We start from the raw sequence: 13,365 nt of genomic DNA, 5'->3' as shown, positions 1-13,365 counted from the left end.
CGCGGGCGCTGCCGGGCAGCGCCTCTCGATGCGTCGCCGCTATCAGAAGCGGATAACCGACGCGCCCCAGGTGAAGCCGCCGCCGACGCCTTCGATCAGCACGTTCTGGCCGCGCTTGATGCGGCCGTCGCGCACCGCGACGTCGAATGCGAGCGGAATGGACGCAGCCGACGTATTGCCGTGCTCGCCCACCGTGACGACCATGCGTTCCTGCGGCAAGCCGAGCTTGCGGCAGGTGCTTTGCATGATGCGGATGTTGGCCTGATGCGGAATCAGCCAGTCGATCTGCTCCGCTTTCAGATTGGCCTTTTCGAGCGCCTCGATCGCGACCTTTTCGAGCACGTTGACGGCGAGCTTGAACACCGCCTGCCCGTCCATATGCAGGAACGCGCTGCCGGCCACCACGCCGCCGTTCACGTTGCCCGGCGTGCAGAGAATGTTCGAATGGCTGCCGTCCGCGTGCAATGCGCTCGCGAGCACGCCCGGTTGCTCGGACGCCTGCAGGATCACCGCGCCGGCGCCGTCGCCGAACAGCACGCAGGTGGTGCGATCGTTGAAGTCGAGAATGCGCGAGAAGGTCTCCGCCCCGATCACGAGCGCCGTGCGATGCTGGCCGCTGCGAATGAAGCTGTCCGCCGTCGCGACCGCATAGGCGAATCCCGAACAGACGGCCTGCACGTCGAACGCAGCGCCGTGGTTCTTGATGCCGAGCTTGTTCTGCAACAGGCACGCCGTGCTCGGAAACACGAAGTCCGGCGTGGATGTTGCGACGATGATCAGATCGATGGATTGCGGGTCGATATTCGCCGCTTCGATCGCGCGCTGCGCCGCGATCAATGCCAGATCGCTGGTCGTGACATCAGGTTCGGCAAAGTGGCGCGCATGGATGCCCGTGCGCGCAACGATCCATTCGTCGCTCGTCTCGACGCCTTGGCTGGCGAGACGTTCAGCCAGATCCTGATTGGTGACGCGGTTAGGCGGCAGATAGCTGCCGGTACCCAGCACCCGGGAATAAATTGTGGATTGAGCCATTATGCCTTCGAGGATTGCGCAGCGTAGGGCTCGGCAGGCTGGCCTGCGATCGGGCTTGCGTGACCCGCACCGCTAGCGTCGCGCGCAGCCTGTTCGAGAGAACCTGCGTTCTCTTCCATTGCTCGCGCAAGGCGCTCCAGCACGCCGTTTTTGACGGCATCATACCCGCGTTTGATAGCCCACTCAAACCCGTAGGCGTCGGCGGAACCGTGGCTTTTGATCACCAGCCCACGCAGACCGAGCAGCGCGGCGCCGTTGTATTGCCGATGATCGACGCGTTTCTTGAAACGCATCAATACCGGCAATGCGAGCACCGCCATCACCTTGGTGAGCCATGAACGGCCGAACTCTTCCTTGATGATGTTGGACAACATTTGCGCGAGACCTTCCGACGTCTTCAGCGCGACGTTGCCGACGAAACCGTCGCAGACGATCACGTCGACCGTGCCCTTGAAGATGTCGTTACCTTCGACGTTGCCGTGAAAGTTAAGTGTACTCGCGCGCAGCAGTTCGCCGGCGCGTTTGATGGTGTCATTGCCCTTGATGACTTCTTCGCCGATGTTGAGCAGCCCGATGGTGGGCCGCTCACGACCCTCGAGCGCGGAGACGAGCGCGTGCCCCATCTCCGCGAACTGCAGCAGATGCTGCGGCTCGCAGTCGACGTTGGCGCCCAGGTCGAGCATCATCGTGTAGCCATTGGGATTGGGCAGCGCCGACGCGATGGCCGGGCGTTCGATGCCCGACAGCGTCTTTAGCACGTAGCGCGAGACCGCCATCAGCGCGCCGGTGTTGCCGGCGGAAATGCAGGCTTGCGCCTCGCCTTCCTTGACGCGGTTCAACGCCACGCGCATTGACGAATCTTTTTTCTTGCGCAGCGCGACTTCAACCGGATCGTCCATCGCGACGATCTCGGAAGCGGGCACAACGGTCAGCGCCGGCAGGTCCTGAGCCTTCAACTTCTTCAACTGCGCACGAATCGCGCTTTCAATGCCGACGAGCAACAGCTGCGCGTCGGGATGCGAACGAGCGAAGTTGACGGCAGCGGGAACGGTCACGGACGGGCCGTGGTCGCCTCCCATGCAATCTATCGTGAGCTTTACTGTCATGGAGTGCGACGAATTTCAGGCGCTCTGCATGGGATCGCAGCAAGCGCCAAAGCTCCAACTGCGATCGACACAAAAAAGCGGCAGTTGAATGCCGCCTTTTTGCCGAGCCGGGAAAATGTCAAGCGAGCCGATCGCCACGCGAAACGCCAAAGGGCGCAACGCAGTGAAACGATTAGTCGTTCTTCGTCTTGACGACTTTCTTGCCGCGATAGTAGCCGTTCGGGCTAACGTGGTGACGCAGATGCACTTCGCCCGTGCTCGGTTCGACGGCCAGCGGCGCTGCCGTCAGGAAATCGTGCGAACGGTGCATGCCGCGCTTCGACGGCGACTTCTTATTTTGTTGAACTGCCATGACTTACTCCTAAAAATTTTCCGAATTCTAACACAGCCCGACCCGGTCTCCGCCATCGGCCAAATGGCCAATGCGCCCGCATCGCGCTCCAATGCAACTGTTCAGTGCTTCTTGTCGCCCGGCTCACCGCGCTTGAGACTTTCGAGCGCCGCGAACGGATTGGGCCGCTGCGGCTCATCGCCTTCGCCAGCCTCGTCCGCTGCGGCTTCTTCGCCCTCGCCTTCGGCACCGGCCACACCAGAGACGAGACTCTCGTGCACTTCGGGACAAACTTCGTGCTTGGGCACGAGCGGCAAGGAAAGCAGCAACTCTTCTTCGATCAAGTCGATGAGATCGAACTGGCGCGAGCCCACGATCACTTCGACTTCATCCTCGTCGAGCGGAAACTCTTCGGCTTCCGCCTCAGTGTTGACGATCCGGTAAGTTGCATCGACGTTGAACGCCTGCGAATACGGCGTCATGCACCGCTGACATTCGAGCCATGCAGCGCCGTGAACCGCCATCCTCAAATAAGGCTGGGGACCCTCGGTGCCGTCATCCTGCAATTCCGGTTGCGTCGCCCCTTCCGCTTGCCAGGTGAACGCGGTATCGCGGTCTGGCGCTTCTGCCGGGACTTCGTTTAACATGCGCGGCAGTTGCGAGACGCGCACGACACCCGCGGCCTGGCGCCCACTCCGCGCAAATTCGAACAGATCGAGCTCATGCGGGTCGGGCAGACCTGCAGGGTTGCCAAGATGTTGAGTCATGTGCGCTCCTGCGTCGGCAAGGATTTCGCCGGGGTAAACCGCCAGGTTAATCGGTGTGCAAGACAGTTCGCGGAGCCCTCAGCGGCGTGCTCAATCGAACACACCAAAGACCCGCCTAGCGCAAGGCATACCGATGAAAAGCCCGAAATCATATCCGTTTTGTCTTTTCGAGTCAAACACTTAAGCCCGTACGCGCGCGAGCTCCGCGCAGCCCCGTACGCCCCGCCTCCCTAGCCGTTGGTTGATCATGCCAGATTCCCCCAAACGCCCGCCACGCCTCATTCTGGCGTCGAGTTCGCCGTATCGGCGCGAGTTGCTCGAACGCCTGCGCGTGCCGTTCGACGTCGTCGTGCCAGCGATCGATGAGACGCCGCTCGCCGGCGAAACACCCGAAGTCACCGCTTTGCGACTTGCCGAAGCCAAAGCGCGCGCGGTCGCGAGCTCACTCGACGACGCCGCACTGGTGATCGGCTCCGACCAGGTGGCCACTTACGATGGCCTGCAGGTCGGCAAACCGGGCTCGCACGCAAACGCGCTGGCGCAATTGCAGGCGATGCGCGGCCGCGAAGTGCTGTTCCATAGCGCGCTGTGTCTGTTCGATACCAGCTCGGGCGCGGCGCAAACCGTCGACGTCGTGACCCGCGTGCAGTTCCGCCACTTGCCGGACGCCGCGCTCCAAGCCTATCTGCGAGCCGAAACGCCCTACGACGTCGCGGGCAGCGCCAAATCCGAAGGCCTCGGCATCGCGCTGCTCGAAGCCATCCATTCCGACGATCCCACCGCCCTTGTCGGCCTGCCGTTGATCGCACTGTCGCGCATGTTGCTGGCGGCCGGTTATCCACTTCTGGGGGCATCATGAGCGGCACGCTCTACCTGATTCCGAACACGCTCGGCGAAGGCGACGCCGCCGCGCTCGACGCCGTCCTGCCCGCCCCAGTGCGGGCGCGCGCGGCATCGCTGCACTATTACATCGGCGAAAACGCCAAAACCACGCGCGCATTCCTGAAGAAAGTCGGCACCCAGCGGCCGATCCAGGAAATCGAGATCCGGGAACTGAACGTCAACACGCCGGCGGGCGAAATCGACAAGCTGCTCGCGCCGCTGCTCGCAGGCACCGACGCTGGACTTGTTTCCGAGGCGGGCTGTCCGGCGGTCGCGGACCCCGGCGCGTTGCTGGTGCGCCGCGCGCACGAGCGCGGCGTGAAGGTCGTGCCGTTCGTCGGCCCGAGTTCGATTCTGCTGGCCTTGATGGCTTCGGGGCTGAACGGGCAAAGCTTCGCGTTTCACGGCTACCTGCCGGTCGACGCCGCCGAACGCGCCAAGCGTCTGCGCGACCTGGAACAGCAGTCACGCAAGGGCAAGCAAACACAGATTTTCATCGAGACGCCCTACCGGAACCGTCCATTGCTCGATACCTTGCTGGCGACGTGCGCGCTGTCCACGCTCGTGTGCGTGGCAGTCGACCTGACGCTGGAGACCGAAACCATCGCCAGCCACAGCGTGGCCGACTGGAAGAAGAAGCCCGCGATTGACCTGCACAAGCGGCCCGCCATCTTCCTCATGCTGGCGGTTTGACGGCAGGCCCGCTTGGTAGATAGGGGCCGCGAAAAAAGCCCCGCGCAATCCATGACGATTACGCGGGGCTTTTTACTACTACATAGAGCCGATCAACGCAGATTGTATTTCCCGCCCAGCGCCATCGCGTGAACGGCGCCGCTGCCTACCGCCGCGCCGAATTTGCGCGCGACGCGATCCGTAATGCTCTCTTTCACCGTGTAATCGACGATATCTGGCGCCTTGAACAGCTCACGGGCGACATAATTCGTGTCGCCGAAGCCGTCGGCGAGGCCTAGCTCGACGCTTTTCTGGCCGGTCCAAAAAAGCCCGGAGAACATATCGGGCGTTTCATGCAGACGCTTGCCGCGGCCCTGACGCACTGCGTCGATGAACTGCGCGTGGATCTGATCCAGCATGTGCTGTGCATGTTCGTCCATTTTCGGCGTTTCCGGCGAGAACGGATCGAAAAAACCCTTGTTCTCACCCGATGTATGCAGCCGGCGCTGAATCCCCAGTTTATCCATCAGACCGGTAAAACCGAAGCTATCCATCAGCACGCCGATCGAACCGACGATGCTCGCCTTGTCCACGTAGATCTTGTCCGCCGCTGCAGCGGCGTAGTAGCCACCCGATGCGCACATGTCGCCGATCACGACATACAGCGGAATTGACGGATATTTGGTCCGCAAACGCCGGATTTCGTTGTAAATGATGCCCGCCTGCACAGGACTGCCGCCCGGGCTGTTGCAGCGCAGGATCACGCCGGCAGTGCCGGAGTCGTCGAACGCGCTATCCAATGCAGCGCTGATATCTTCGGCGTTCGCATTGGTATCGGCAGAGATTTCCCCGTCAAGTGTCACCATCGCCGTGTGACGGCCGGTGACGGTCACCCGGTCGCCGGAGAAAGTGATGGCGCCCCATACGAGCAGCAACAGCACGATCAGAAAAAGAAAGCGGAAGAAAATCTTCCAGCGCCGCGCCGTGCGCTGTTCGGCGATCGCCGCAAGCGCGATGCGTTCGAGCGCCGCCCGCTCCCAACCGGGTTCATCGGCGGACGTGCGGGCGCGGCCGGTCAGGGAGGGGTCCTTCGGCTCGGGAGTCAAATTGTCGGACATGCGGGCTGTGGAAAGATGAAGGGAGAAATCAGAGCGTGGCCGGATGCAGTTCGCCGTCAGGCAGCCAGAACACGGCGCGGCCCTCCGGCGTGTCCCGCTCCTCGACCTGGACGGGACGCAATCTGCCGCCGCGGCACGGACCACCGACACATTTGCCGGTATCAGGCGCGTAAATCGCGCCATGTGTAGCGCACATCAAGTATAAACCGGACGATTCGAAGAACTGCCCTTCGGCCCAGTCGAGCTCCATCGGCACGTGCGCGCATCGGTTCAGATAACCGTAGGCACGGCCCTCGTAGCGAACGAAAAACACCACCGCATCGCCGCCGCCAAGCCGCGCGGCGCGGCGTACGCCCGCGCCGCCGTCCACCAGGTCGTCCGCAGCGCAAATGCGCACGGCTTGCGCCGCCGTTGCCGCCGGGTCCGCGCTCATGCGTTCTCTCGCAGCCAGCCGGATAGCGCGCTCACGCTGGAAGCGACGAATTTCGGCGATAGCGCGCTCAGCGCGCCCGCCGGATGCGCACCATAAGTCACGCCGATCCCCGCGACACCCGCGTTGATCGCCATCTGCAGATCGTGCGTGGTATCGCCGACCATCACCGTGCGCACCGGATCCTGCCCCAGTTCGCGCGTCAGCTCGTGAAGCATCGCGGGATGCGGCTTCGAGAACGTCTCGTCGGCGCAGCGCGTGCCGTCGAACAGGCTCATCAGGCGCGACTGGTCGAGCGCGCGGTTCAACCCGACGCGGCTCTTGCCCGTCGCCACCGCGAGCAGGTAGCCCTGATCGCGCAAATCCTGCAGCATCTCGCGCACGCCGGCGAACAGCTCGGTGGTCTGATCCTTCACCAGATAATGGAAGCGGTAACGCTCGGAGAGTCGCGGGTAGTCGACCGGGTCGAGCGTGGGCGCGGCAATCTGCAGCGCTTCGCGCAGCCCCAGACCGATCACGTAGCTCGCGGCCTCGTCGGCGGGCACCGGCAGGCCGAGATCACGGCAGGCCGCCTGGATGCTGCGCGTGATGTGCGCGGTCGAATCCATCAGCGTGCCGTCCCAGTCGAAAACGATCAGGTCAAATTGCTCTCTAGCCATGCAGTGTCGTCTCCGGGTTGGACCCATTTCGTAGTTCGTTGAGCTGCGCGATGAAGCTGCGGCACTCGGATGGCATGGGCGCCTCGAACTGCAGCGGCGCGCCAGTGGCCGGATGCGTGAGCTTCAGCCGGTATGCGTGCAGGAACATGCGCTTCAGACCCGGCTTCGCGTTGGCGCGCGCCAGTGCCTTGTTCAGCGCGAAATCGCCGTATTTGGCGTCGCCGACGATCGGCAGGTCCAGATGCTGCAAATGGACGCGAATCTGATGCGTGCGGCCGGTCTTCAACTCCGCCTCCAGCAGCGCATAGTCGGACCAGCTGTCGATCAGATTGAAAACGGTATGCGATGCCAGACCGTCGTCCTGCACGCGCACGCGGCGCTCGCCGTCCGCGGTCAGGTACTTGTGCAGCGGCGCCTTGACCGCGCGGCGGCGTCCCCAGTCGCTCGCCCACTCGCCATGCACGCACGCATAGTAGCGCTTGTCCATTTTGTTCTCGCGGATCTGCTCGTGCAGATTGACGAGCGCCGCACGCTTCTTGGCGAGCATCAGGATGCCGGAGGTTTCGCGATCCAGCCGATGCACCAGTTCGAGGAATTTGGCCTGCGGCCGCGCTTCGCGCATCTGCTCGATCACGCCGAACGCGACGCCGCTGCCGCCATGGACCGCGACGCCGGCCGGCTTGTCGATGACGAGCAGGTGATCGTCTTCGAAAATGATGTGGAAATTGGCGCTCGGCACGCTCGCGTGCGCGGTCGCCTCGTTCGGTTGCGCGACGCGGATGGGCGGCACGCGCACCAGATCGCCGAGTTCGAGCCGGTACTGCGCATCTATCCGGCCCTTATTGACGCGCACCTCGCCGCTGCGCAGGATGCGATAAATATGGCTCTTGGGCACGCCTTTACAGACGCGCAACAGGAAGTTGTCGATGCGCTGTCCGGCCGCGCTGTCGTCGATCTCGATGACGGAGACCTGGTCGCTTGCGACCGATTTCTGGGATATTTTGCCTAACTCTTTCATTCTGAATATAATTTGCCCAGCAGTCTGCGGCGGCCGGCGCAGTGACCGGAATTCGGGCGGATTGCGCAGGTGCAAGCGATAAACGGTTATTTTACTTGCGCCGGGGTCTGGTTGCTCACCCTCAATTTGAGATGCAACGAGTTGCACGCACGAAGTCAGTACCCGGCAGGGACGGCGCCCACAGGCGCGTTCGGTCAAGGTCGGCTTCGACGGTAACGGAATTTTGGTAAAAAAGAATTTAACCTTCAGCTTCGAAATCGGGCGGTCTGACGCCCTGCTGTACGAAGCTGCGGGTTGCGAAAATACGGCGTGCGCCCGAGGCGTCTTGTAGAAAGTACAAGACATGGCGACGTCAAAATGAGGCGAGACACCCCCAGCAGGAAAAGACGCGCCGCCTGCGCGAACTTCCCGCTGCGGCAAGACCCGCAGCCTTCGACCTTCCGGTCACGCGCCCAGTTGGCGCACCGGCGAGAGGGACAAAGGCTTATGAAGGTCTGCCGGCAGAACCCGCGGCGTGTCGGGTCGTTATTTGAAGCCGTGTTCGCATGTGCCCTGCGGCACCGCGCCCATTTTTTAATGGGGCCGGGCCCTCTCAGGCAATTCTCCCGCCATCTTTCCCGCTCCAGCGTGCTTGTGAAAACACAATAAGGCGCGGCATGCCGCTGCCCTCTTCGCTCTCGCGACTGACAACCGCGCTGCTGGAGGGCAGGCTAAGCCGCTCTGGAGTCGTTCAATGAAACGAATGTTGTTCAATGCGACGCAGCAGGAAGAACTGCGCGTCGCCATCGTCGATGGGCAAAAACTCATCGATATCGACATCGAAACCGCCGGCCGCGAACAGCGCAAAGGCAATATTTACAAAGGCATCATCACCCGCATCGAGCCTTCGCTCGAAGCCTGTTTCGTCAACTACGGCGAAGACCGCCACGGCTTCCTGCCGTTCAAGGAAGTCGCCCGTCAGTATTTCCGCGACGGCGTCGACATGCGCTCCGCGCGCATTCAGGACGCGCTGAAGGAAGGCCAGGAACTGATCGTTCAGGTCGAAAAGGAAGAGCGCGGCAACAAGGGCGCGGCCCTCACCACGTTCATCTCGCTCGCCGGCCGGTATCTCGTTCTGATGCCGAACAACCCGCGCGGCGGCGGCGTGTCGCGCCGGATCGAAGGCGACGACCGTCAGGAACTGCGCGAAACCATGGCGCAACTGCAATTGCCGGAAGGCATGAGCATCATCGCGCGCACGGCCGGCATCGGTCGCAGCGCCGAAGAACTGCAGTGGGACCTGAACTACCTGATGCAGCTGTGGCGCGCGATCGAAGCCGCGTCGCAAAGCGGTTCGAGCGGCCAGCCGATGCTGATCTATCTCGAATCGAGCCTCGTGATCCGCGCGATTCGCGATTATTTCCAGCCGGACATCGGCGAAATCCTGATCGACACCACCGAAATCCATGACCAGGCCCGCGCCTTCATGGACATCGTGATGCCGGACAATGTCAGCAAGGTGAAGCGGTATCACGACGACGTGCCGCTCTTCTCGCGCTTCCAGATCGAACACCAGATCGAAACGGCGTACTCGCGCACGGTGCCGCTGCCGTCGGGCGGGGCGATCGTGATCGACCACACCGAAGCACTGGTCGCGATCGACGTGAACTCGGCGCGCGCCACCAAGGGCGCGGACATCGAGGAAACAGCCGCGCGCACCAACCTCGAAGCCGCCGACGAAGTCGCCCGCCAGTTGCGCCTGCGCGACCTGGGCGGTCTGATCGTGATCGACTTCATCGACATGGAGTCGGCCAAGAGCCAGCGCGAAGTCGAGCAGCGCCTGAAAGATGCGCTCAAGCACGACCGCGCGCGCGTCCAGATGGGCAAGATCTCGCGCTTCGGCCTGATGGAGCTGTCGCGTCAGCGTCTGCGCCCAGCCCTGTCGGAAGGCAGCCACGTGACCTGCCCGCGCTGTAACGGCACGGGCCACATCCGCGATACCGAATCGTCCGCGCTGCAAGTGCTGCGGATCATTCAGGAAGAAGCGATGAAGGAAAACACTGCGGCAATCCATTGCCAGGTGCCGGTCGAGGTGACCGCCTTCCTGCTGAACGAAAAGCGCGCCGAAATCAACAAGATCGAATCGCGCTTCAAGGTCAATGTCGTCCTGATTCCGAACAAGCACCTCGATACGCCGCATTACAAGCTCGAGCGCCTGCGTCACGACGACGCGCGCCTCGACGACCCGCGCGCGTCGTGGAAGATGGCCGAAGAAGCGGCCCGTGAACTGGAATCGGAAACCGGTTACAGCAAGCGCATCGAGGAAGTCAAGCCGAAGCAGGAAGCGGCGGTCAAGGGCATCACGCCTGAAAAGCCGGCGCCGAGCGCACCGGTTCGCCCGGCGGCGGCCCCGGCTCCGGTCGCTGTGACGCCGGCGAGCGGCGGTTTCATCGGCTGGCTGAAAAACCTGTTCGGCATGCAGCCGGCTGCGCCGGCGCCTGTCGCACCGGCCGCAACCGAGAAGCAGGCGCGTGCGCAACGCGGCGAACGCACGGAGCGCGGCGAGCGCACCGGCGAACGCGGCGGCGATCGCAACCGCAATCGCCGTGGCGGCACGGCGGGCCGCGGCGAAGGCACGGCCGGCGGCCGTCAGGCTCAAGGCCAGCAGCCGTCGCCGCGTCGGGAAGAACGCGAACCGCGTGAAGGCCGTGACGTGCGTGAAGCACGCGAAGGCCGCGAGGCTCGCGAGCCGCGTGGCAATCGTGAAGCGCGTGAGCCGCGTGAGGCCCGCGAAGGCCGTGAACCGCGCGAAGCACGCGAGCCGCGTGAAGCTCGCGAGGGTCGCGAAAACCGTGATCGCGATAGTCGCGGTGCTGAGCGCGCTGAAACGGTGGAAGGCGCAGCGCGCGCCGAGCGTGGCGAACGCCAGGAACGCGGCGAGCGCCGTGAACGTGGCGAGCGTGCTGAGCGCGGCGAACGTCGCAAGCCGCAAGCGGAAACCACGGATGCACTGAGCACGCAAGCCGAAGCGCAACCGGTGGACGAACTGGTGCGCAGCCAGGCCGCGCTGGGCGAAAACGGCGCGCCGATCGATCAGGAAGCGGTCGCGCGTGACGGCGAAGAGCGCCGTCGCCGCCGTCGCGGCCGTCGCGGTGGCCGTCGTGAGCGCGAAGAGGACGTGAACGGCAACCTCGCAGCGGACGTCGCGGAAGCCGAAGGTGACAACCTCAGCGTCAGCGACGACGCACCGGTGCGCACGGCTCAACAGCCGGTCGAGCACAAGGCGGAAGTCAGCGAAGCGAAGGAAGTGACGCCGGTGGAAGTGGTAGTCGCGGCTGTCGCGACCGAAACCGCCGTCGTGACGGAACTGCACGCGGCAACCGAAACGCCGGCTCTCGCCGCCGAGATGGCTGCGAAGACGGAAGCGACGGTCCCGGTTGAGCAAGCGCCGGTCACGCCGGTTGCGGTTGAGCCGGCGGCAGTTGAGCCGGTTGCGATCGAGCCGGTCGCGGTCGAGCCGGTTGCGGTCGAGCCGGCAGCGGTTGAGCCGGTTGCGGAAGCGCCGGCGGCAAAAGCCGCTCCGGCCTCCAGCGAGACGGTTTCGCCGGTCGAACCGGTCGCCCGTGCCGAAGCTCCGGCACCGGCGCATGGCGAAGCGCCGGCAGTCGAAGCGCCGGCCGCTCCGGCTTCGATCGAGACCGCGGCTCCGGCGGCGATGATCGAAGCACCGGCGGCCACGCCGGCGCCGCAAGCCGAGATCGTCGAAGCGCCGCCGGTCCAGGCCGAAGCTGCGGCGCAGCACGTTGCGATCGAACCGGCACCAGTCGTTGCAGCAGCGCAGGCGCCGCGCGGCGCCGTGTCGGCGGAAGCCCTAAAGCCGGTGCTGGAACAGGCCGGTCTCGTGTGGGTGAACACCGACACCGCAAAATGGCGTGCCGCGCAGGAAGCCGCTGCGCAGACCGCCAAGCCGACCCGCGTGGTGCGTGAGCGCAAGCCGTTGCCACCGCTCGACAGCGCGCCGATGCAACAAGTGGAAACGGGGAAGCACCCGCAGTAAGCTAGCCCGCCCCACTCAAAAAGCCCGCCCTACCCGGCGGGCTTTTTGCTTTTATGGGTGCAACCGGCAGGCCGGACGCGCTGTGACATGCCGCTCCCTGTATACCCGACGAGGCCCGGCTCCCAGCTGTCGTCAAAAGCATTTCCGATAGAATGAGTATCTAGCCGTCCACTCAAGCACCCGAAGAAGCACGCCATGTCCCGACGCATCATCCCAGTTGCCGATCTCAGCGCGGCGCCGGTCATTGCCGGCCCTGTGCAGACGCCCCGTGGCGTGCTGCACGACGCGTTGTCGCGTCCGCTGCGGGACCTGCGCATTTCGGTAACGGACCGCTGCAATTTCCGGTGTGTCTACTGCATGCCGCGCGCGGTGTTCGACAAGGACTACGCATTTCTGCCGCACAGCGCGTTGTTGAGCTTCGAGGAAATCGAACGGCTGGCGCGACTTAGCGTCGCACATGGTGTGGAAAAGATTCGTCTGACGGGTGGCGAGCCGCTACTGCGCAAAAATCTGGAATTCCTGATCGAAGGGCTCGCGCAACTGACCACCCCGGCGGGCCGCCCAGTCGACCTGACGCTGACCACCAACGGCTCGCTGCTGGAACGCAAGGCGCGGAGCCTGAAAGACGCCGGACTGACCCGCGTCACCGTCAGTCTCGATGCGCTCGACGACACGCTGTTTCGCCGCATGAACGACGCCGACTTCGCGGTCGCCGACGTGCTGGACGGTATCGCCGCGGCGCACGCGGTGGGGCTAGCGCCGCTCAAGGTCAACATGGTCGTCAAGCGCGGTACCAACGACGGCGAAATCCTGCCGATGGCGCGCCACTTCAAAGGCTCGGGCACGGTGCTGCGCTTTATCGAATACATGGACGTCGGCACATCGAACGGCTGGAACATGGCCGAAGTATTGCCGTCGGCCGACGTGGTGACGCGCATCGCCGAGCAGTTCCCACTCGTGCCGCTCGAAGCGCACAGCGCCGCCGAGACCGCGCAGCGCTGGGGTTACGTGGACGGTAGCGGCGAGATCGGCGTGATTTCGAGCGTCACGCGCGCGTTTTGCGGCAGTTGCACGCGCGCGCGGCTGTCGACCGAAGGCAAGCTGTACCTGTGCCTGTTCGCATCGTCCGGTCACGACCTGCGCGCGTTACTGCGCGGCGGCGCGAGCGACGCCGAGATCGCCACCGCCATCGCGGAAATCTGGCAGGGCCGCAGCGACCGCTATTCACAACTGCGCGGCAGCTATCCGGCCGACTCTCGCGAGCACGCTGGCCGCCGCGTCGAAATGTCGTACATCGGCGGCTGAGCGGCCGAC

At 64.0% G+C, this 13,365-nt stretch carries 12 protein-coding genes; 4 read left to right on the top strand and 8 right to left on the bottom strand.

The window, feature by feature from the left end:
* Nucleotides 1-42 precede the first annotated feature (42 nt).
* From FVF58_RS34100 to FVF58_RS34080, 4 genes are all read right to left on the bottom strand, one after another.
* Entirely contained in the window at nt 43-1,032 is a 990-nt protein-coding gene (locus tag FVF58_RS34100; RefSeq protein WP_149674140.1) for a beta-ketoacyl-ACP synthase III, read from the bottom strand.
* A complete protein-coding gene (gene plsX / locus FVF58_RS34095; protein WP_149674139.1) occupies nt 1,032-2,138 on the bottom strand; it encodes a phosphate acyltransferase PlsX in 1,107 nt (368 codons plus the stop codon). Before plsX ends, FVF58_RS34100 begins: the two co-directional genes overlap by 1 nt.
* Before the next feature lie 172 nt (nt 2,139-2,310).
* A complete protein-coding gene (gene rpmF, locus FVF58_RS34085; protein ID WP_006051932.1) occupies nt 2,311-2,490 on the bottom strand; it encodes a 50S ribosomal protein L32 in 180 nt (59 codons plus the stop codon).
* 101 nt (nt 2,491-2,591) lie between these two features.
* On the bottom strand, nt 2,592-3,236 hold the full coding sequence (locus tag FVF58_RS34080) for a DUF177 domain-containing protein (RefSeq protein WP_149674137.1): 645 nt from the start codon (nt 3,234-3,236) through the stop codon (nt 2,592-2,594).
* A 247-nt stretch (nt 3,237-3,483) separates the two neighbouring features.
* Here FVF58_RS34080 and FVF58_RS34075 point away from each other — a divergent pair, with 247 nt between their 5' ends.
* Nucleotides 3,484-4,095 carry a Maf-like protein gene (locus FVF58_RS34075; RefSeq protein ID WP_149674136.1) on the top strand — a complete coding sequence of 204 codons (612 nt, stop codon included), beginning with the start codon at nt 3,484-3,486 and terminating at the stop codon, nt 4,093-4,095.
* Nucleotides 4,092-4,811: an SAM-dependent methyltransferase gene (locus FVF58_RS34070; protein WP_149674135.1), complete on the top strand. Its 720-nt coding sequence runs from the start codon at nt 4,092-4,094 to the stop codon at nt 4,809-4,811. Before FVF58_RS34075 ends, FVF58_RS34070 begins: the two co-directional genes overlap by 4 nt.
* Nucleotides 4,812-4,903: 92 nt before the next feature.
* Here the strand turns inward: FVF58_RS34070 and FVF58_RS34065 are convergent, their stop codons facing one another.
* From FVF58_RS34065 to FVF58_RS34050, 4 genes are read right to left on the bottom strand one after another with little or no spacing between them, the layout of a single operon-like run.
* A complete protein-coding gene (locus FVF58_RS34065) occupies nt 4,904-5,908 on the bottom strand; it encodes a S49 family peptidase (RefSeq protein WP_149674134.1) in 1,005 nt (334 codons plus the stop codon).
* Between the two features lie 28 nt (nt 5,909-5,936).
* Nucleotides 5,937-6,341, bottom strand: a complete 405-nt coding sequence (locus FVF58_RS34060) for a Rieske (2Fe-2S) protein (RefSeq protein WP_149674133.1) — start codon at nt 6,339-6,341, stop codon at nt 5,937-5,939.
* Nucleotides 6,338-6,997 (bottom strand): HAD-IA family hydrolase, encoded by a 660-nt coding sequence (locus FVF58_RS34055; RefSeq protein WP_149674132.1) that lies wholly within the window; start codon nt 6,995-6,997, stop codon nt 6,338-6,340. The genes FVF58_RS34060 and FVF58_RS34055 overlap by 4 nt, the downstream gene beginning before the upstream one ends.
* Complete coding sequence (locus FVF58_RS34050) at nt 6,990-8,015, bottom strand: RluA family pseudouridine synthase (protein ID WP_149674131.1); 1,026 nt, start codon at nt 8,013-8,015, stop codon at nt 6,990-6,992. Before FVF58_RS34050 ends, FVF58_RS34055 begins: the two co-directional genes overlap by 8 nt.
* Nucleotides 8,016-8,748: 733 nt before the next feature.
* Between FVF58_RS34050 and FVF58_RS34045 the strand changes: the two genes are divergently transcribed.
* Complete coding sequence (locus FVF58_RS34045) at nt 8,749-12,051, top strand: Rne/Rng family ribonuclease (protein WP_149674130.1); 3,303 nt, start codon at nt 8,749-8,751, stop codon at nt 12,049-12,051.
* A gap of 195 nt (nt 12,052-12,246) precedes the next feature.
* On the top strand, nt 12,247-13,356 hold the full coding sequence (gene moaA, locus FVF58_RS34040) for a GTP 3',8-cyclase MoaA (RefSeq protein WP_149674129.1): 1,110 nt from the start codon (nt 12,247-12,249) through the stop codon (nt 13,354-13,356).
* Nucleotides 13,357-13,365: the final 9 nt, after the last annotated feature.

Source organism: Paraburkholderia panacisoli, assembly GCF_008369935.1.
Classification (GTDB): domain Bacteria; phylum Pseudomonadota; class Gammaproteobacteria; order Burkholderiales; family Burkholderiaceae; genus Paraburkholderia; species Paraburkholderia panacisoli.
This window is presented reverse-complemented; position numbering and strand designations above follow the sequence as displayed.

Excerpts from the sequence above, each read along its gene's own strand:
- FVF58_RS34065 (WP_149674134.1), bottom strand. The coding sequence starts at position 5,908 with ATGTCCGACAATTTGACTCCCGAGCCGAAGGACCCCTCCCTGACCGGC.
- FVF58_RS34070 (WP_149674135.1), top strand. The coding sequence starts at position 4,092 with ATGAGCGGCACGCTCTACCTGATTCCGAACACGCTCGGCGAAGGCGAC.
- FVF58_RS34080 (WP_149674137.1), bottom strand. The coding sequence starts at position 3,236 with ATGACTCAACATCTTGGCAACCCTGCAGGTCTGCCCGACCCGCATGAG.
- plsX (WP_149674139.1), bottom strand. The coding sequence starts at position 2,138 with ATGACAGTAAAGCTCACGATAGATTGCATGGGAGGCGACCACGGCCCG.
- rpmF (WP_006051932.1), bottom strand. The coding sequence starts at position 2,490 with ATGGCAGTTCAACAAAATAAGAAGTCGCCGTCGAAGCGCGGCATGCAC.
- FVF58_RS34050 (WP_149674131.1), bottom strand. The coding sequence starts at position 8,015 with ATGAAAGAGTTAGGCAAAATATCCCAGAAATCGGTCGCAAGCGACCAG.
- moaA (WP_149674129.1), top strand. The coding sequence starts at position 12,247 with ATGTCCCGACGCATCATCCCAGTTGCCGATCTCAGCGCGGCGCCGGTC.
- FVF58_RS34075 (WP_149674136.1), top strand. The coding sequence starts at position 3,484 with ATGCCAGATTCCCCCAAACGCCCGCCACGCCTCATTCTGGCGTCGAGT.
- FVF58_RS34055 (WP_149674132.1), bottom strand. The coding sequence starts at position 6,997 with ATGGCTAGAGAGCAATTTGACCTGATCGTTTTCGACTGGGACGGCACG.
- FVF58_RS34060 (WP_149674133.1), bottom strand. The coding sequence starts at position 6,341 with ATGAGCGCGGACCCGGCGGCAACGGCGGCGCAAGCCGTGCGCATTTGC.
- FVF58_RS34045 (WP_149674130.1), top strand. The coding sequence starts at position 8,749 with ATGAAACGAATGTTGTTCAATGCGACGCAGCAGGAAGAACTGCGCGTC.
- FVF58_RS34100 (WP_149674140.1), bottom strand. The coding sequence starts at position 1,032 with ATGGCTCAATCCACAATTTATTCCCGGGTGCTGGGTACCGGCAGCTAT.